Consider the following 16,209-nt stretch of genomic DNA (forward strand, 5'->3'; position numbering starts at 1 on the left):
ATCCTGCTACAGATGCCCTCCATCACGCGACGAAAGGCGATTGGCCTGCTCACAGGGTGTGTTGCCCTCAGCGCAATCGGCGGTGCCGTGGCACATACGACACAGAAGAACGCACCGCATCTGATCGTGAACAATCAAACGGAGCGCGAACTGGACATCACGACGGTCATCCGCACTGTTGAAGATAGCGAGGTTCTCGTCGACGACACGGCAGCCATTTCGGCGAACGGCGATCACGGATACACGGGTCTCGCGTCCAATGAACCACTTGACGTGACGATTCACACGGAAAACGGGTTGGAGAACACGTATCGATGGGAAGAAACCGATCCAGAGAACGCGTTGTCAATCGGAGTCTCCATGGACGAAATCGGCTTTGTCGTTGCAACGCCGCCCTAAATTGGTGAGTCAGTATGGCCTCTAAATACCGACGCGGGTTCGACATTACCCGTGACAGCCTGCGTGTGTTCACTCGCGAACCGAGTCTGATACTCCTGCCGGTGTTGAGCCTTCTCGCCGTCGGGAGCGCCTTCACTGTGCTCGCAACGATCGTCTTCCAGCAGGGACTCGTCGAGTCGCTTGTCACCAACGATCTCTACCAGTACGGGGCGTTGTTCTGTGTGATTGCGATTTCGTCGAGCGTGGCGACGTTTTTCAACGCTGCCGTGGTGCACTGTGCGGCCCAGTTGTTCGATGGTAACTCAACATCCGTTCGAGATGGACTCGCCGCAGCGTGGCGTGCCCGCCGTCAGATCGCTGTGTGGGCCGTCGTCGCTGCGACGCTTGGCACGGTTCTGTACATCCTCGATGAGAAGTTCGGCGTGGTCGGAAGCCTGACGCGAGCAGTCTTCAATCTCGCGTGGGCGCTCCTGACGTTCTTCATCGTGCCAGTCATCGTCCTTGACGAGCGACGGAGTCTGCGCCGCCAGCTCCGGCGAAGTGGATCGCTTTTTCGAGACACGTGGGGAGAAAGCGTCTCCGCTACGCTCGGCGTGAGTTTCGTCTTCCTACTCGTTGCGTTGCCCGGCGTCGCACTGGGTGCGGTTGGATATTTCGTGCTCAATGGCGTGCTCGCTGCGGGGGCGCTCGTCGGTGGTGGCGTGATCATCGTCACTGCCATCGTGGGCTCGCAGACGGCATCTGCAATCGTCCGGACGGCGCTGTATCGGTATGCGACGACGGGTGAAGGGGTCGGCCCGTTCGAGGCTCGGGATCCGGACACGGTCTTTCCCGAGAGCTGACGATGCCGATCTACGACCGGTGTCCGGCTTCGGAGTACGAGGTCATCGATCGATGGGACGATGGGATCGGGTGGCTCGCACATCCGAACGAAACCGGTCGCCGGACGAGTCATGCCGTCGTTGGAGAGAACGGCGGCGTGTGGCTCATCGATCCGATCGACGCGCCACGAATTGATGAAGGGCTTTCGACGCTTGGGGATGTACACGGCGTGATCGTCTGTTCGAACTACCACGTCCGTGACGCGGACGTGTTCGCGGCGCGTCACGACGTACCAGTGTACTGTCCCTCGTGGCTCTCTCGGGCGACATCTCAACTCGATGCTCCGATCGAACCGGAAACGAGTACCGTCGGTACGTCCGGATTCGAACTCCATCGCTGCCGTCCGTTCCCGGGCTGGTCTGAAGCGATTGCCTATCGCGGGTTCGACGATACACTCTACGTCCCCGACGTACTCGGGACTTCACCGCTGTTCACCGTGGGTGAGGAGCAGCTCGGAATATACCTTCTATGCCGGTTCGCACCACCCCGAGCCGTGTTCGAAGGGCTATCTCCACAACGAATCCTCGTCGGACACGGCCAGGGAATCTTTGAGAGTACCTCGGCTGCCCTGCGGACAGCACTTAATGGAGCGCGTCGCCGCTTGCCTGCAGCGCTTCGATCCAACGGATGGGGGCAAATCCGGGCGTTGACAGCGGCACTTGGCGATCGAAGCTAAATCCGATTGCTGTTGAAATCTTATCCTTCAGGCATATTTCATCCGAAACAGCTGGTCGCTGAAGAGTGCGAACCTACCGACCAAAGAATGTGTCTCGGCGTACCAACAGGAGAGTGATCACGACCGTTGGGACCGATAGGTAGATGATCAATACCCCAAATGGAATATCTATTCTCACAGCCTGAATCGCACTAACTATCGCCGCTATGAGTGTTCCGTACCAGCCAATAGGCCTTTGTTGATAGACAAAGCCCGTCAGTATACCAAGTACAATTCCTACCACACTCCATTGGAAAACAGCGACAGTTTGGGGACTGACCCCCGTTTCAACAACTGGCCCCGATAACTGAGATAGTGCCGCAAACAGGAACGAAAGGGCTGAGAACACCGCTAATACGGCTACGAGACCGAGAACATCTACTGGTGGGTGTCCCTCACCTTTCTTTTCAAAAAGTATAGAAGGACTTGTGTTTGGCATAATTCATAATTTTGATCGAGGCACTTAATCAATCACCTAGTTATACAGACCGCAACCAGACCAAAAGCTATCAGCTGGTGATTTCGTTCAGGGATAGACAGCTAACTCGAATTCGTACCAACTTCCGTCGTAGACCGCGTGCATATTCGGAAACGTTGTATATTCGGTATACTCGCTGTGTTCCTGGACGTGGTCGGCGGCGTTGAGCTGCGTGAGGACTGTGTCGAGTCCGTCCGATATTGGTGGCGACTCTTCATAGAACCCCGAGACTGGTCGTCCGTCCGTTGCCGTGTCGAGTACGTCCGCCGCCTCGCTTGAGAGCGAGACTGTAGAAAAGTCGACTTCGAGAACGGTGTCGCGGACGTGTCGCTCGTATTCAGATCGTGATCTTCCGATCTGCTCGGCCGTGAACGTCCGTTCGGTCACGGGGATGGCATTCTGCTCGGCTCGTGCTTGGAACAGATGGTCGTTGTGTTGCAGATACTCGAACGGCGGCGATGGGACGAGATCGCTTGCTTCGGTATCGAGGTGGTGGTGATACGTGACGCCGCGTGAACTAGGCTTCTGATCACCGACATCGATCGCCGGGTCTCGATCCGCCGCTGCGGCTTCCATCGCCTGCTGGAGTATCTGTTGGTCTCGGTCGGACAGTGACGTGACCGGTACTGTTACCGGATCAGTACTGTCTGGCTGTTCCGCATCCTGCAAGTCGAGATAGAATTCCTACCAGTCTCGTTCGACAGTACGAACGGTATCGACGTGGATCCCGTAGTAACTATCGCTGTCCGTAGCGAACTGGGTGCGTTCCCGTTGCTCAGAGCCGAACTCGTACTCGTAGGCCAACTGGTAGTTCAGGACAGTAACCGAACCACTCGTAAGCAGTTCATCGCAGACGGCACGCTTGTACTCGTCAGGGTAATCGATAGCGAACTGGGCCCGGTGTCCCGCTGGATCTATCAGTAGGAACGCTTCGTACGGATCCTCTGTCGGATACGCACTCAATCGAAAGCGACTATCACCTGCCGAGAGACAGCCAGCGGCACTCGTGACGCCCGCCGCCCCGAGTGTCGTCAACAGTGTCCGTCGAGTATAGTGATCACTCATTTGTCACGTCTACCGATCATCGATAGGGTTCGAAACGGTTCTCTCTCACAGAACTGGTCGAAGAATATACGATACTGACGTAGTATCACGAGTAGCCAGTTGTCGCTGGGCGGGATGCTTCAAGACCCCGATAGCTCAAATCGAAACTGTGCTTTGCGTCGTGCCCGCGAAACAGGCGGTAGAAGGACTCAAATAATTAAATCTGGTTTTGATACTACGTTCGACCTAATATATGACAGGGGTAACCCGTAGATACGATGGTCATCGTCTCCGCATTCAAAGATGGATTCACCGCCCTCCGCGCGAATCCGATCCTGTTCGTCGCCGGCCTTCTTGTCGGGGCCGGCAGCCAGCTGCAATACGTCGATCACCTCATCGAGTCGCCATATCTCTCGGCAGGCGTGTCGCTCGCCTGGCTGATCGTCTTCCCGTTCGTTATCGGCGGGTTCATCGGCACTGCCCGAGCCGCGATCGACGGCACAGACGCATCGCTCACCCACTTTTTTACTGTAGCCCGGACTCATTACCTTCGGCTTCTCCTTGCAACTGTGGTGTTCGTGCTACTCGTGTTTGGAACCGCGATCGGATTTGGGCTCCTCGGGTTCATCCTCGGTATCGGAACGATAGCACTCGCCGCGATTCACGAGATGGCTGCGTTCGCAGCAGGCGTCATCTCTGTGCTTATCTGGCTGGTGTCGATCCTCGTTGTCATTATGTTCGTACAGTTTTACGACACGGCGATCGTCATCGAAAACGCGAGTGTCACTGATGCGTTCCGGAGAAGTATTGGGCTCGTTCGCTCGAATCTGAGGAGCGTCACTGGATTCTCCGTGGCGTGGCTCGTCCTGCTGAACGTCTTCTTCATTCCCGAATACCTGGTCCAGCTGACAATGACAGATGCTGGCCCAGCTGACGTATTACCGATCGAGCTCGGGATTCCGATCGGTGTCCTGCTCCCGATCGGGATCGTTCTTTCCGCGGTCGGCTTCGCGTACTTCTACACGGTGTACACGGCCTACTATATGCGATTAATCGCTGCCTCAACTGATACTCTGGACTCAGTATGACCATCCACCAACAATTACGTACGATAGTTTCGAACAACCACCGAACAGATCAGGTCCCCGCGATCGCCGCCCACAGAAACTAGCCAAACCCTATGTCACGGATCCTCCCGACACAAACTGACGCAACCGTCGAACGAAGCGATACTCCGGCCGTCCTGAGTCTCGACGACGACGGGACGCGAGACGTGATCGAAGCATTATCTTCCGAGACCGCCTACGAGATCTTTCGACTGCTCAACGAAACGCCGGCGACGCCGTCACGGATCGCTGATCAGCTCAATCAGAGCGTACAGAACGTCCATTACCACTTGGAGAATCTCGAATCAGTTGGCGTGATCGAAGTTACGGACACCTGCTATTCGGAGAAAGGCCGGGAGATGAGCGTCTACGTCGTTTCTGAAGACCCAACACTGCTCTTTCTCGGCACCGAGGACGATCGGCCGAGTCTCAAACGCGCGTTCAAATCCTTCGCCTCACTGCTTGGTCCACCGTCGATCCTGCTTGCCGCCGGCGAATCTATCTCTCAGTTCGTTACTGCCGAATGAGCGAACATACCGACACACCGGCCCGAAGCGCTTCTACTGCCGACACAACCACGGGTGACGTGGCACCGACGATCAAGGCCCGAGACGATGTCGATGGCTGTGGATGTCTCGAATGCCGCAACATCGAAATACCCGCAACTCGTCGAAGCGTTCTCGATGCGTTAGTCTGGTCCGTTCGCCTGTTTCGATCCTATCCGTCAATCGTCGTTTTCGCGGGCGTGATCATTGTGGCCAGACGGCTGCTCGAAACGGATAGTGTCAACGTGCTTCCGATGCCTGTAATCGGCGTGGTTGAGGTCCTGACGGCGTTTGCGTTCATCATCTTGATCCGTGCCTACGTGGGAACGATAGTCGCCGGCGAACTGACCGGGGAGCCCGTCACGAGACGTGAGGGATTACATCGAAGCCTCGCTCGGACGCCATCACTACTCGGGGTCGTCATTCTCACCGTGGTTTTGGTGATGACAATACCGTTCTTCCTGGCTCTACCACTCTTCCTTATTTTCGGTGTGCTCCCGGTCACGCCGGTAGATATGATCAGTTTCCCCGTCGCTGCAGCGATCGGTGGAATCACCTTTGCCGTGCCGTTTCTGTTTCTCCTGTACAAGTTCTGGTTCGCACTTGAGGCGTGTGTCATCGGCCAGTACGGCCCGCTCAAATCATTCCGCGTGAGTTGGCGCATCACGACGAACTACCGAGGAAAATTCGTGCTTATCGGGGTGATCGCTATTGGAAGTGCAGTTAGTCTCTTTCTCCCAATATATCTCCCCGAGATGGGGACGAGTCTGGCCCGGTTAAACCCCGTTTTGAGCGTACTCTCATCGAGTGTCAGTGAACTACTCACAATCGTGTGGGCAAGCGCCTACGCGCACATCTACGTCCAAGGTATCGTGTCGTGAACTGGGGCTTATGTCGGCGATTCAATGCCCCATAACTGGATGGTATCTTGAACTACTGTACTTTGATTCTGGCAGCGCGGCGTAAGAGACGGATTGCAACCGAACCCAATAGAAGATTGAATCCCACGAGAATGACCACTGCGGACACGACCGTGTTCCAGATTCCACCGAATGCCGTCACCTCGAAAACCGTCATCACGTCCTGTCCCAGCATGATAGCACGGACGCCATCGACGCCGTAAGTGATGGGGTTGAGTATAGCGACAGTCCTGATCCATCCCGGGAGTACGCTGAGGGGGAGAAAAGCGCTCGAAATGAATACTAGCGGGAATGTGAGCAGGTTCGCGAACATAATTGTCGCCTCCTGATCGCGGGAAATCAGGGCAACGATGTTCGAGTACGCTATGAATGCGCCGCCGAAGATCACTGTAACGAGAACGACGCCAACGATACCAACGGCACCCGTACGGAGATACTGATCGAATGCTGCGCCGTTTTTGAGAATCAACAGTAGATACCCAAGGAAGAGGATTATCACTGTCTGGACAACGATTCGAGCCACCTCGGACAGGACTTTGCCGAAGAACATGGCCGACCGGTTCATCGGCGAGACAAGCATCTTCTCGAACATTCCCTCCTCCATATCGTCAACGAGTCCGATGCCAGAGGTGGCTGCCGACGAGAGTGTAGACATAATAATGATAGCTGGAGACAGGTACGTGACGTAGCTGATATTGGGGCCAAGTGCCTCCGAGAGCGCACTACCGGCGATTGCCCCGAACACCTCGACGAACAAGACAAAGAAGATGATCGGTTGCACCAGCGATGTAAAGATGACATAGGGGTTGCGCAAATTCTTGACCAGCCACCGCTTGAAACTGATGCGAATGTCAGCTGTGGTGCTGTTGCCTGAAGCTTCCTGTGCGGTGTCGCTTACGACGGGGCCTTCGTCGGTCGAGTGACTGCTCATGTCGACACCTCCTGAGCGGAGAGCGACGCCATACCTGTGTCTGCCCTGCTAGTGGTGTCGGACGAACCGTCCGTCAGCGCGAGGAAGACATCGTCAAGCGTGGGCGAGCGAATGTCGAAGTCGCTGACTGAAACACCTGCGTCGTCGAGAGCAGCGAAAAGATCGCTTGTAGCTTCGCGGGCTCGCGCTGACCTGACAATGAATCCGTCCTCGGTCGTTCGTATCGTCGGCTCATTGAACGTGTCGATGCGACGAACGGCCTGTACGGCGCGCTCGATACGTTCTTCGACGGTATTTTCGATCGTTATCTGGAAAATATCCATCCCAAATTCGGATTTGAGTGTCTCCGGAGACCCGGTTGCGATAATCTGTCCATCCTGGAGCAGGGAGAGGCGATCACACAGTTGGTCGGCTTCTTCTAGGTACTGCGTCGTGAGGAACACTGTCGTCCCTTTCTCATTGATCTGTTCGAAGTAGTTCCAGAGGCGCAATCGTGCTTCTGGATCGAGACCGGTCGTGGGCTCGTCGAGAAAAACTACTGGCGGGCGATGTACTAGGACACTCGCGGCATCTAATCGCTTTTTCATCCCGCCGGAGAACTTCTCCGACCGCGTGTCAGCGACATCCTGTAGATCCACCAGATCGAGTAGTGCCTCGATCCGATCCTCGCGCTGGTCTACCGGGACACCGTACAGTCTACAGGCTAACTGAAGATTTTCTCGCGGAGTCAACTCTCTGTCGATACTCGTTTCCTGGGCCATATACCCGATAGATCGCCGGACCTTCTCTGGCTCAGTTGCGGTGTCATAGCCATTGATTCGTACTGACCCCTCCGTTGGATGTAGGAGTGTGACGAGCGATTTGATAGTAGTCGTCTTTCCGGCCCCATTCGGTCCGAGGAAGCCAAAGAACTCGCCTTTCTCGATGCTTAACGAGACGCCACGAACTGCTTCTGTTCCGTCTTCGTAAGTGACAGTGACGTTCTGCGCGTCAATTGCGAGGTCTGTTTCCTGAGACAGATCAGCGCTATTCTGTTGAGGGTGTGTTTGTCGGCTCGTCATCGCATTGTATCGTTTCAGTTGGGACTGGGTAGCGCCTTCTCGAATTGATGGTGTTCTTTATAAGGCAGCCCTCGCAGCGGATATCGATGAATGTCTCAACCGCCACCCCCATTATCGATGATATAAACAGGTTGGTATGGGACTTGTCGCTGAATTCAAAATCTATTGCGACGCGCTCCCACTCGTCGGCGCAGTCGCAGCAGTGCCCGAAGCGAGGATGATTCTCAACCTCCAGTACAATCACGGGAAGCGACCATTGTTCCTCATCACGGTGACGGGCGGGTCTGAACAAACACTCGAGACAGCACTCACTGACACATACGACGTCGGGGACTGGACGCAAATCGGACAGGCCAGTGATACCCGCCGGTATCAAATTCAACCGGCGCTCAGTTTCGAAGAGCAACTCGGGGATGATATCGACGATCTAGCTGGACTTGAAGAGCTAGCCACAGCAGATGCGTTTATCGACCGGATTAAGGTCGAACCGGATGGCTGGCGACAAACGGGCTGGTTCGCCGACCGAGAGGAGTTCAGCAAATTCTCGTCTTTCTGGCAGCACAACGCTGAGTTCCAACTAGACCGTCTTAATCAGGACGAGACGCCAGAGCCGCCGGGGGAAGGGCTCACTAATCGGCAATACGAGGCACTCCGGATCGCGTACGAGCGGGGGTATTTTGAGATTCCGAGACAGGTCTCACTGGAGGAGATCGCGTCGGAGTTGGGTATCACTGCCTCGTCGGTAACTGAGCGGTTGCGCCGTGCTCAAACACAACTCATCGAGGAAACAGTAGCGACAACGTGGCCGACGCTCCCTGAGTCAACCCAGTAGCAGCGGGAGTGTAGTCTCAAGAAGCAGATTTTGAGATCTCTTGAAGCTACCACAGAGGAGTTAACGGATATTTCTGAGGCGTGACTACGTCATCATACGCAATCGTTGTGCTATCTGTAGCTGCCGAAGCCCGAACTCGACTCCTGCCACAATGAGGAGAAGACCGAGGTAGAGAAACCACGCGCCGAAGTACAGTGCGTGTGGGTCATCGGGGCTGGCTGTGAACTCCGCTTGTACGTTGAGCAGGATGAACACGGTGAGGGCTGTCGCTGGCCCAACCACGAGATGACGAACTAAGAGATACAGTGGAACGGCAGCGAGTATCCACATCCCAAGGGTACTACTAATGTATATGAGCCAGCCGAGCTCGCCCGAAACGGTGAGACCAAGTCGGAGTGTAAACCACAGCATCACGACCGCGTGGAGTACGCCACCAACCGTGGCAATACGTACCGCCTGCTTCCGTGAAGCGGGGATCGAAATCAGCGCGATCGGTGAAGGTACTGCCGGAAGCCGCTTCCACCCTGTTCGAACGGTGTATTCGATCAGGCCGAGAAATAAAAATCCAACCGTCCAGACGGAGGCGTTCAGCATATACCGGACGATATACAGTCCGTTCTCGACGACGGTGATACCGGTCGGCTCAGCAAGGCGTTCTAACTCTGCAACATCACGAAAGGTCGGTCCCGGTGGTACGAGTTCCATCCCGAGCACGTAGCCAGTAGTCAATACGAGGGCGATTAGTGGAGCGATTATTCGATACCGAAGCCCAAGCAATACTGGAACGGCAGCCACGATGACGAGACCGCCATAGCGCCATCCCATTCCGAGACTCGTGTATTCGGATGGACCGATCGAATAGCTGAGCGTCAGTGCCACAGCAATGAGTGTTCCCGCGTGGACGAGACCAACGAGAAGACTGACTAGGGGAGATCGGATGGGGGGCATCACATTACTGTGCGTACTCCAATTGTGTTTAAACTACCCAGGGAGCCAGTGCTTGTTCATGACGCGGCGAAGATTATCGATCTAAAATATCTCCGTGACAAGCAACAGTCCGATCGTGATGGCGCGTCTTTAGCTTGATATAGGCGCTAGGCCCCCTCCCTCAACGAGTACCGCAGTCCACGCCAGCGGACAAGGAACGCAGTAGGGAGGAGATACAGGGCCGTCATCATCTGTTCATACAGCGATACGGTTGTAGGCACACAGGCCCACGTAGTCGCTATGTTTTTACATTGAGTTACTATATTCTAAGCTGAACCCAATGGAGTATGACCTCGATTCGGGAGCGCACTCAACATTTTCCCTACACTACCACCTGATACTCACCACGAAGTATCGGCGCGGAGTGCTAACCGAGGAGCGAACCCAATTCATTCACGAGGTCATCAGGGGATTCACGGATAACTACGGTGTCGAACTGACCAACCTCGATGGCGAAGACGACCACGTTCACATCCTGTTCCGAGCGAAGCCAACCACAGACCTCGTGAAGTTCATCAATACGGTCAAGGGCGCGACTGCTCGCCGTATCCGAAACGAGTACGCAGACGAAGTAACCGACCCCACCCTACTTCGCTCGCCCTGAAGGGCTCGCTCGTTGAGGGTGGGGCTTTGATGTGGTCCTCGCCGTCAGTTGACGCGACGGGGCGTTTTGTGCGTCCCGCCTACCGAACGCCCTTCGAGGTCGACGAACCCACCATTTGGGGCCGGGCTACTGCGGCCCGTACTGAACGGGACTTGTGCCAGCACCGCACTAACTGGTAGTACGGGAGGGTGCAACTTAACGGTTGGTCAGTACCATGTCGGTTTCCTCGCCGGCCTACTCGCTCCCTCCGGTCGCTCCTTGAGGCCGGAGGCTCCACCTCGAAGTATGCTGAAGACCGAACTGTGGGGCGACTCGTTCTGGAACGACTCGTACTGCCTCATCTCGACGGGGCAGGTGTCGCTAGATGTGCTGACACAGTACATAGAGGACCAACGCGAGTAGCGCCATGTACTACGCCTACAAGTACCGTCTCAAGCCGTCCGACGCCCACCGCGAGGAGTTGGACCGCCACCGAGACATTTGTCGGCAACTGTACAACCACACGCTCTATCGTCTCAACGAGTACCGAGACGAACACGGCGAACTGCCGTCCATGACCACGCTTCGGTCGGAACTCCCCGACCTCAAGAAATGGTGGGACGGCCTCTCCGACGTGTACTCGAAGGTTCTCCAAACCGTCGTAGAACGGCTGTTCGACAACCTCAAAGGCCTCTCCAAACTCAAGGAGAACGGCTACGGCGTCGGTCAGCTCAAATGGAAGCCGCCGCGGGAGTTTCGCAGTTTCACGTACAGTCAGTCTGGCTTCAAGCTCGACAAGAAGGGCGGTCAGACTGTGTTGTCACTCTCGAAACTCGCGGACATACCGATACGACTCCACCACACCATCCCCGACGACGCGACGCTCAAGCAGGTCACGGTCAAGAAGGAACCGACTGGGGAGTGGTTCGCCACGTTCGGCGTCGAAATGGACCGTGAACCCCCTGAACCGCCTGAGAATCCCGAGCGGTGCGTCGGTATCGACACGGGAATTCTCAAGTATGTCCACGACACCGACGGCGCGGCGGTCGGGTCGCTCGACCTCTCGGACGAACGCGACCGCGTGGAGCGCGAGCAACGGAAGCTCTCGCGCAAACAGCACGGGTCGAACAACTACGAGAAGCAACGGCGGCGCGTTGCGGAGTGTCACGCCGAACTCCGCCGGAAGCGCCGCGACTTCTTGCACAAGCTCTCGAACTACTACGCTCGAGAGTACGACCTCGTAGCGGTCGAAGACCTGAACGTGAAGGGGATGATGGAGTCGCCGTCGAACGGCCGCAACACGGCGTCTGCGGCATGGCGAACGTTCCTCTCGTTGCTCGAATACAAGTGCGAGCGCGAGGGGACGCACTTCGTCGCGGTGGACCCGAGAGGGACGACCAAGGAGTGCGCGTCCTGCGGCGTCTCGACGGAGAAGCCGCTGTGGGTCCGCGAACACTCCTGTCCTGCCTGCGGGTTTGAGGCGGACAAGGATGCGAACGCGGCGTGGAACATCCGTTCTCGCGGCCTCGAAGACGTAGGAGTGGGATACTCCGAATCAACGCCTGTGGAGACTGCGCTCCCTGTGGATACGCCTGTATCTGCAAAGCGCGTCGTCGAAGCAGGAAGCCCCACCCTTAAGCGCGAGCCATCAGGTGAGCGGTAGGGTGCGGTAGTTCACTCGGTATGATTTGGAGACGATAAATCCGGCTGTGGCGGATCAATCGCCGTAAGATAGCCGCTTACTGCCGATGAAACGACTGTCCCCCCAAGCGTATTCATGCCGAGATCGACGACTGTGTCGACAACATACTTCTGAAGCGTCCACTCGTGCCAGAAGGCTTTGAAGGCGAATTCGTACACCTCGAATCCGGCGCCGATCGCGACGATCGTCGGGACCACCCACCAGACCGAGCCGTACCTCGCAACGCGGTCTCGGTGGGTTAGCACCGCCAATGCGGCGATACCGAAGCCACTCATGGAGTGAGTGAGCAGGTCCCACCACGAGATAGCGGAGTAGATCTCGAGGGTTAGCCCGGCAAAATGTAGAGTGGTCACCGTCACCGACCAGGCGATAAGTCCTATCCAAACGATGGCGAGTTGATCCAGTCGTCGAATGTCGGCGACTGATCGGACGACAAGTCGTGGGAGCCACAGATGCGGATCAGTTGGAAACCCCCGCATCGAACGGGCGAAAGACCATCCAACGACTGCGATACAACTAGACCCGATACCGACCACAATGCGTGAAGAGAAGTGTGGGAGGGCAAACATGTGGGTATACGATGGATTATTTTGACATCGATCAGTTGGTACTCGCGATTTGCGTCTACATCTGGCCGCCTTCCTCGTAGGGTTGAACGACGACGAATCCCTCGGAGCCAGTGAACTGCATCTGTAGGTGTTCACCGGACGTCTGCCCGATCTCGATCGTCTTGTTCGTCCCGATCGACGGCGAGAGGTTGGCGCTCCACGCGACGGTGGCGTCGGGATCGGTCGTGACCGGCGGCGTCATCACGACGGGATCGCCGTGAGTCGTGACCGCAACCTCTCCGGGACCGGTGAGGAACACGTTCGTGAGCCCGCCCGCAGCGGCTTGCGAGAGCCCGCCAACGGTGCTGATCTCGTAGTCGATCGTTTTCTCGAACGCGAGGACATCAGTCCCGTTGACCGAGATCGACTCGTCGGCGTCGAGTGAGAGGATCTGTACCTTCTTGCCCTGTTCAGCCACGTAGAGTGTTCCGGAGCCTTCGGCCTCCATGATGGGTGTCCCTTCGCCGCTAACGGCGTCTTTCACGAAGCCAGCGATCCCGCCTTCGGCGGAGGATTTCCCGGTGAACGTCGCGTCGCCGGTGTAGGCGATCATTGATCCGGCTTTTATTATCACCGTCCCCTCAAAAGGGATCTCCAGCAGTCGCTTGTTGACTTTCCGGAAGCCGTCACTACTCCTCTCGGGCGCGTTCGCATCGGCAAATTCGTCCAAGTCCATTGGGCGTTCGGGAGTGCCAGTGTCAGCAACAAAGCCATTTCTTCGCGTTTCTGATGCGGCAACACGGTGGTCGGTGTCGATCTGTTCGAACTTTCGACGTGCGGATCCGTCGACACGTGTTTCAGCTTGCGCAGCGGGAGGCAGACATTAAACCGGACGGTGTCTAGAGTCGGTAGCAGGATGGTTATCCGATCGACCACGCATCTGAACAGACCGAGGTGACGATGAGCGATCCCAGCGTGCTACGGGTCTCGCTCGCCTCTCATCCCGCCCCCGTACTCACGTACGAAATGCGGGACGACGTCCCGACAGTGATGGCGACGAACGACGCGTTCGACGCGACGATCGGTGTCGATCCTGGGGAGCCAATTTCGGCTCTTTTCGAGCGGTTCGACACGGTAAAATCGTCTAACGAGGAGACTCTCAAAGAACAACTCCGTGCTGGTGAAGCGGTCGAGCTCTTCTTGAAGACTACCGATGCCAGCCAGTACGTAGCTCACGTACTCGCACCCGATACAGACGGCGGAACGATAGTTTTCGTCGACCACGACGTCGCCGTCCCGTTCACCGATGACGTCGACGTCGGACAAGTCGCGAGCGTGATCAGTCACGATCTGCGAAACCCGCTCGATGTGGCCGGCGCACACCTCGAAGCCGCACGCGAGACGGGGGCGGACGAGCACTTCGACGCTATCGACGCCGCTCACGATCGAATGGAGCGAATCATTCAGGACGTGCTGACGCTTGCTCGTGGTGAGGCAGCGCTGAATCCTGAACATGGTGTCTCAGTCCGCGAGATGGCGGAGCGGGCGTGGCAGACCGTCGAGACCGAGGCATGGACGATCCGGTTCGACGGGTCGCTCCCGACGGTGAGAGCAGACCCCAATCGCTTCCAACGACTGTTCGAGAACCTCTTTCGGAACAGTATCGAACACGGGTCCGAGGCCGGAACTGTTCGCGTGGGAACACTGACAGATGGAACGGCCGGGGTGTTTGTTTCCGACGATGGCCCCGGTATCCCTGCCGCCGAACGTGATGCCGTCTTCCGACCGGGATACACGGTCGATGGCGGCGGCACTGGGCTCGGCCTTGCGATCGTCGACCGGATCGCAGAGGCCCACAGCTGGACGGTTTCGATCGCCGAAAGCGAACGTGCTGGGACACGAACCGGGATCCGGTTCAACGCGGAGCCGTGACGATGGAGGACCGTCTCCAGAACGCACCGATCGGTGTGATCACGGTGCGCGATCGGACCGTGATGGCGAGCAACGAGATCGCGTCGGAGCTCCTCACGGCCGACGATCCCAGCGGCGAGAAGATCGCTGACGTGTTTCCCAGATCAGTTGCGGACTCACTCTTGCGGGCGTTCGACGAGGAGTCGCTGACTGACACGACGTTCGAGGAGTACTACCCGACGATCGACCGGTGGTTATCTGTGTCAGTCGTTTCAGATGACGGAACCTCGACTGTCTACGTTGACGACGTGACCGAGCGAAAGACCCACCAACAGGCGCGTGAACGGCTCCGTGCCGAACACGAGCGGGCCGCCGTAGTCGACCGACTGATCGCCGACGTTCTCCGGGGACTGGTCGGTGCCGCCTCACGAGAGGAGATAACGAAGACGATTCGGGAGCGACTGGGGAACTCCGACCAGTATCAGTTCGCGTGGACCGGTGTCCGCGTTGCTGACGGCGAGGGCCTGGAGGTGGAGGGCGCCGCGGGCGACCGAGGCGAGACCTTCCCGGCGGTCCGCGCGGCGGTTGAGCGCGGCGACACCACTCCCGAACAGCGGGCGGTCGAGCGACAACGTCCGCAGCTAATCCAGTCGCTGAGCGGCGACGAGACGGTCCCGGAACCCGTCCGCGTCGCCGGGTTCGCCGACGGTGTCCAGTCGGTGCTGGCCGTGCCACTGGTATACGGGTCTAGCGTCTACGGGGTTGTCGGCGTCTACGCGGGAACGAAGAAGGCGTTCAGCGACCACGAGCGATCGAGCTTCGAGGCGCTCGGTGAACTTGCGGGGCTGGCAATCAACGCGACCCGAAACCGTCAGCTCCTACTCGCGGACACGATCACCGAGGTTACGTTCGAGCTCGGGGCGCACTCCGCGCTCGCCCGGCTCAGTGAGTCCTGTGACGCGGAACTCACGCTTGACGGCACGGTTCCGGCTGGCGACGACGGCCTCACCTGTTTCCTCACCGTCTCGGGGGCTGCCCCTGAAGCGGTCGTCGACGCGACTGAACCGACGCAGAACGTCGATGGGGGGCGGGTCGTCCGACAGTCGGACGAAGGCCACGGACGAATCGAACTCACGCTCGGGAGTGAGACACCGCTCGTGGCAGCCGTCACCCACGGGGCGACCATTCGGACGGCGACGTTCGAGGGTGGCACCGGTCGATTAGTCGTCGAACTGTCCACCGACGCTACTGTTCGCCGATTGGCGGACGAAATCGGTGACGATAGGCCCGCACCTGTCCTCGCCCGCCAAGATCGGACGCGGTCGCCGACGACGGCGCGAGAGTTTCGGGACGAACTGAATGAGCGGCTTACCGACCGACAGGAAACCGTGCTTCGGACGGCCTACCTCGCGGACTACTTCGAGTCGCCGCGGGGAAGTACGGCCGAGGAAGTTGCCGAGTCACTCGAGATTACGGGATCGACGCTGCTACATCACCTACGCGCGAGCCAGCGGAAGTTACTTGAAGCGTTCTACGACGAGCACAACGATGACAGATCGTAGGCG

At 57.6% G+C, this 16,209-nt stretch carries 17 protein-coding genes and 2 pseudogenes; 12 read left to right on the top strand and 7 right to left on the bottom strand.

Features of this window, described 5'->3' with window-relative positions; genetic code table 11:
- Nucleotides 1–12: 12 nt before the first annotated feature.
- Genes NO889_RS09765 through NO889_RS09775 form a run of 3 tightly spaced genes read left to right on the top strand, consistent with a single transcriptional unit; the run spans nucleotide 13 to nucleotide 1,957 of the window.
- On the top strand, nucleotides 13–399 hold the full coding sequence (locus NO889_RS09765; RefSeq protein WP_256412066.1) for a hypothetical protein: 387 nt from the start codon (nucleotides 13–15) through the stop codon (nucleotides 397–399).
- A 14-nt stretch (nucleotides 400–413) separates the two neighbouring features.
- The gene (locus NO889_RS09770) at nucleotides 414–1,241 is read left to right on the top strand and encodes a DUF6159 family protein (protein WP_256412067.1); all 828 of its coding nucleotides are present in this window, start codon (nucleotides 414–416) and stop codon (nucleotides 1,239–1,241) included.
- A 2-nt stretch (nucleotides 1,242–1,243) separates the two neighbouring features.
- Entirely contained in the window at nucleotides 1,244–1,957 is a 714-nt protein-coding gene (locus NO889_RS09775) for a hypothetical protein (protein WP_256412068.1), read from the top strand.
- Nucleotides 1,958–2,030: 73 nt separating this feature from the next.
- Here the strand turns inward: NO889_RS09775 and NO889_RS09780 are convergent, their stop codons facing one another.
- Both NO889_RS09780 and NO889_RS09785 read right to left on the bottom strand, forming a co-directional pair.
- Nucleotides 2,031–2,435 (bottom strand): hypothetical protein, encoded by a 405-nt coding sequence (locus tag NO889_RS09780; RefSeq protein WP_256412069.1) that lies wholly within the window; start codon nucleotides 2,433–2,435, stop codon nucleotides 2,031–2,033.
- 87 nt (nucleotides 2,436–2,522) lie between these two features.
- Entirely contained in the window at nucleotides 2,523–3,050 is a 528-nt protein-coding gene (locus tag NO889_RS09785; protein WP_256412070.1) for a hypothetical protein, read from the bottom strand.
- A 746-nt stretch (nucleotides 3,051–3,796) separates the two neighbouring features.
- Between NO889_RS09785 and NO889_RS09790 the strand changes: the two genes are divergently transcribed.
- The 3 genes from NO889_RS09790 to NO889_RS09800 all read left to right on the top strand — a co-directional run bounded on the left by NO889_RS09790 (nucleotide 3,797) and on the right by NO889_RS09800 (nucleotide 6,050).
- Nucleotides 3,797–4,606 carry a DUF7847 domain-containing protein gene (locus NO889_RS09790; protein WP_256412071.1) on the top strand — a complete coding sequence of 270 codons (810 nt, stop codon included), beginning with the start codon at nucleotides 3,797–3,799 and terminating at the stop codon, nucleotides 4,604–4,606.
- A gap of 92 nt (nucleotides 4,607–4,698) precedes the next feature.
- On the top strand, nucleotides 4,699–5,151 hold the full coding sequence (locus NO889_RS09795; RefSeq protein ID WP_379787259.1) for an ArsR/SmtB family transcription factor: 453 nt from the start codon (nucleotides 4,699–4,701) through the stop codon (nucleotides 5,149–5,151).
- 59 nt (nucleotides 5,152–5,210) lie between these two features.
- Nucleotides 5,211–6,050 carry a hypothetical protein gene (locus tag NO889_RS09800; RefSeq protein WP_256412073.1) on the top strand — a complete coding sequence of 280 codons (840 nt, stop codon included), beginning with the start codon at nucleotides 5,211–5,213 and terminating at the stop codon, nucleotides 6,048–6,050.
- A 52-nt stretch (nucleotides 6,051–6,102) separates the two neighbouring features.
- Here NO889_RS09800 and NO889_RS09805 read toward each other — a convergent pair whose 3' ends face one another.
- Both NO889_RS09805 and NO889_RS09810 read right to left on the bottom strand, forming a co-directional pair.
- Nucleotides 6,103–7,020, bottom strand: coding sequence for an ABC transporter permease (locus tag NO889_RS09805; RefSeq protein WP_256412074.1), 918 nt, complete (start codon nucleotides 7,018–7,020; stop codon nucleotides 6,103–6,105).
- Nucleotides 7,017–8,081: an ABC transporter ATP-binding protein gene (locus tag NO889_RS09810; RefSeq protein WP_256412075.1), complete on the bottom strand. Its 1,065-nt coding sequence runs from the start codon at nucleotides 8,079–8,081 to the stop codon at nucleotides 7,017–7,019. The genes NO889_RS09805 and NO889_RS09810 overlap by 4 nt, the downstream gene beginning before the upstream one ends.
- Nucleotides 8,082–8,217: 136 nt before the next feature.
- Here NO889_RS09810 and NO889_RS09815 point away from each other — a divergent pair, with 136 nt between their 5' ends.
- Nucleotides 8,218–8,913 carry a helix-turn-helix domain-containing protein gene (locus NO889_RS09815; protein ID WP_256412076.1) on the top strand — a complete coding sequence of 232 codons (696 nt, stop codon included), beginning with the start codon at nucleotides 8,218–8,220 and terminating at the stop codon, nucleotides 8,911–8,913.
- Between the two features lie 84 nt (nucleotides 8,914–8,997).
- On the opposite strand, the gene NO889_RS09820 is transcribed toward NO889_RS09815, so the two are convergent.
- Nucleotides 8,998–9,861, bottom strand: coding sequence for a hypothetical protein (locus NO889_RS09820; RefSeq protein ID WP_256412077.1), 864 nt, complete (start codon nucleotides 9,859–9,861; stop codon nucleotides 8,998–9,000).
- A gap of 319 nt (nucleotides 9,862–10,180) precedes the next feature.
- Here NO889_RS09820 and tnpA point away from each other — a divergent pair.
- The 3 genes and pseudogenes from tnpA to NO889_RS09835 all read left to right on the top strand — a co-directional run.
- Nucleotides 10,181–10,474 (top strand): annotated as a pseudogene (gene tnpA / locus NO889_RS09825) (IS200/IS605 family transposase); the annotation flags it as partial.
- Between the two features lie 318 nt (nucleotides 10,475–10,792).
- Nucleotides 10,793–10,906 (top strand): annotated as a pseudogene (locus NO889_RS09830) (transposase); the annotation flags it as partial.
- 4 nt (nucleotides 10,907–10,910) lie between these two features.
- Nucleotides 10,911–12,146 carry an RNA-guided endonuclease InsQ/TnpB family protein gene (locus NO889_RS09835; RefSeq protein WP_256412078.1) on the top strand — a complete coding sequence of 412 codons (1,236 nt, stop codon included), beginning with the start codon at nucleotides 10,911–10,913 and terminating at the stop codon, nucleotides 12,144–12,146.
- A gap of 11 nt (nucleotides 12,147–12,157) precedes the next feature.
- Here the strand turns inward: NO889_RS09835 and NO889_RS09840 are convergent, their stop codons facing one another.
- Nucleotides 12,158–12,598, bottom strand: a complete 441-nt coding sequence (locus tag NO889_RS09840; protein ID WP_465261019.1) for a DUF2238 domain-containing protein — start codon at nucleotides 12,596–12,598, stop codon at nucleotides 12,158–12,160.
- 211 nt (nucleotides 12,599–12,809) lie between these two features.
- On the bottom strand, nucleotides 12,810–13,469 hold the full coding sequence (locus NO889_RS09845) for an AIM24 family protein (RefSeq protein WP_256412080.1): 660 nt from the start codon (nucleotides 13,467–13,469) through the stop codon (nucleotides 12,810–12,812).
- A gap of 224 nt (nucleotides 13,470–13,693) precedes the next feature.
- On the opposite strand from NO889_RS09845, the gene NO889_RS09850 reads away from it, so the two are divergent.
- Both NO889_RS09850 and NO889_RS09855 read left to right on the top strand, forming a co-directional pair.
- The gene (locus NO889_RS09850; RefSeq protein WP_256412081.1) at nucleotides 13,694–14,665 is read left to right on the top strand and encodes a sensor histidine kinase; all 972 of its coding nucleotides are present in this window, start codon (nucleotides 13,694–13,696) and stop codon (nucleotides 14,663–14,665) included.
- 2 nt (nucleotides 14,666–14,667) lie between these two features.
- A complete protein-coding gene (locus NO889_RS09855; protein WP_256412082.1) occupies nucleotides 14,668–16,206 on the top strand; it encodes a bacterio-opsin activator domain-containing protein in 1,539 nt (512 codons plus the stop codon).
- Nucleotides 16,207–16,209: the final 3 nt, after the last annotated feature.

It is taken from the genome of Halorubrum rubrum (assembly GCF_024494685.1).
Classification (GTDB): Archaea; Halobacteriota; Halobacteria; order Halobacteriales; family Haloferacaceae; genus Halorubrum; species Halorubrum rubrum.

Bases quoted from the DNA above. Each gene is read 5' to 3' on its own strand.
- NO889_RS09765 (WP_256412066.1), top strand. From the start codon at position 13: ATGCCCTCCATCACGCGACGAAAGGCGATTGGCCTGCTCACAGGGTGT.
- NO889_RS09770 (WP_256412067.1), top strand. From the start codon at position 414: ATGGCCTCTAAATACCGACGCGGGTTCGACATTACCCGTGACAGCCTG.
- NO889_RS09775 (WP_256412068.1), top strand. From the start codon at position 1,244: ATGCCGATCTACGACCGGTGTCCGGCTTCGGAGTACGAGGTCATCGAT.
- NO889_RS09780 (WP_256412069.1), bottom strand. From the start codon at position 2,435: ATGCCAAACACAAGTCCTTCTATACTTTTTGAAAAGAAAGGTGAGGGA.
- NO889_RS09785 (WP_256412070.1), bottom strand. From the start codon at position 3,050: ATGGAAGCCGCAGCGGCGGATCGAGACCCGGCGATCGATGTCGGTGAT.
- NO889_RS09790 (WP_256412071.1), top strand. From the start codon at position 3,797: ATGGTCATCGTCTCCGCATTCAAAGATGGATTCACCGCCCTCCGCGCG.
- NO889_RS09795 (WP_379787259.1), top strand. From the start codon at position 4,699: ATGTCACGGATCCTCCCGACACAAACTGACGCAACCGTCGAACGAAGC.
- NO889_RS09805 (WP_256412074.1), bottom strand. From the start codon at position 7,020: ATGAGCAGTCACTCGACCGACGAAGGCCCCGTCGTAAGCGACACCGCA.
- NO889_RS09810 (WP_256412075.1), bottom strand. From the start codon at position 8,081: ATGACGAGCCGACAAACACACCCTCAACAGAATAGCGCTGATCTGTCT.
- NO889_RS09815 (WP_256412076.1), top strand. From the start codon at position 8,218: ATGGGACTTGTCGCTGAATTCAAAATCTATTGCGACGCGCTCCCACTC.
- NO889_RS09820 (WP_256412077.1), bottom strand. From the start codon at position 9,861: ATGCCCCCCATCCGATCTCCCCTAGTCAGTCTTCTCGTTGGTCTCGTC.
- NO889_RS09835 (WP_256412078.1), top strand. From the start codon at position 10,911: ATGTACTACGCCTACAAGTACCGTCTCAAGCCGTCCGACGCCCACCGC.
- NO889_RS09845 (WP_256412080.1), bottom strand. From the start codon at position 13,469: ATGGACTTGGACGAATTTGCCGATGCGAACGCGCCCGAGAGGAGTAGT.
- NO889_RS09850 (WP_256412081.1), top strand. From the start codon at position 13,694: ATGAGCGATCCCAGCGTGCTACGGGTCTCGCTCGCCTCTCATCCCGCC.
- NO889_RS09855 (WP_256412082.1), top strand. From the start codon at position 14,668: ATGGAGGACCGTCTCCAGAACGCACCGATCGGTGTGATCACGGTGCGC.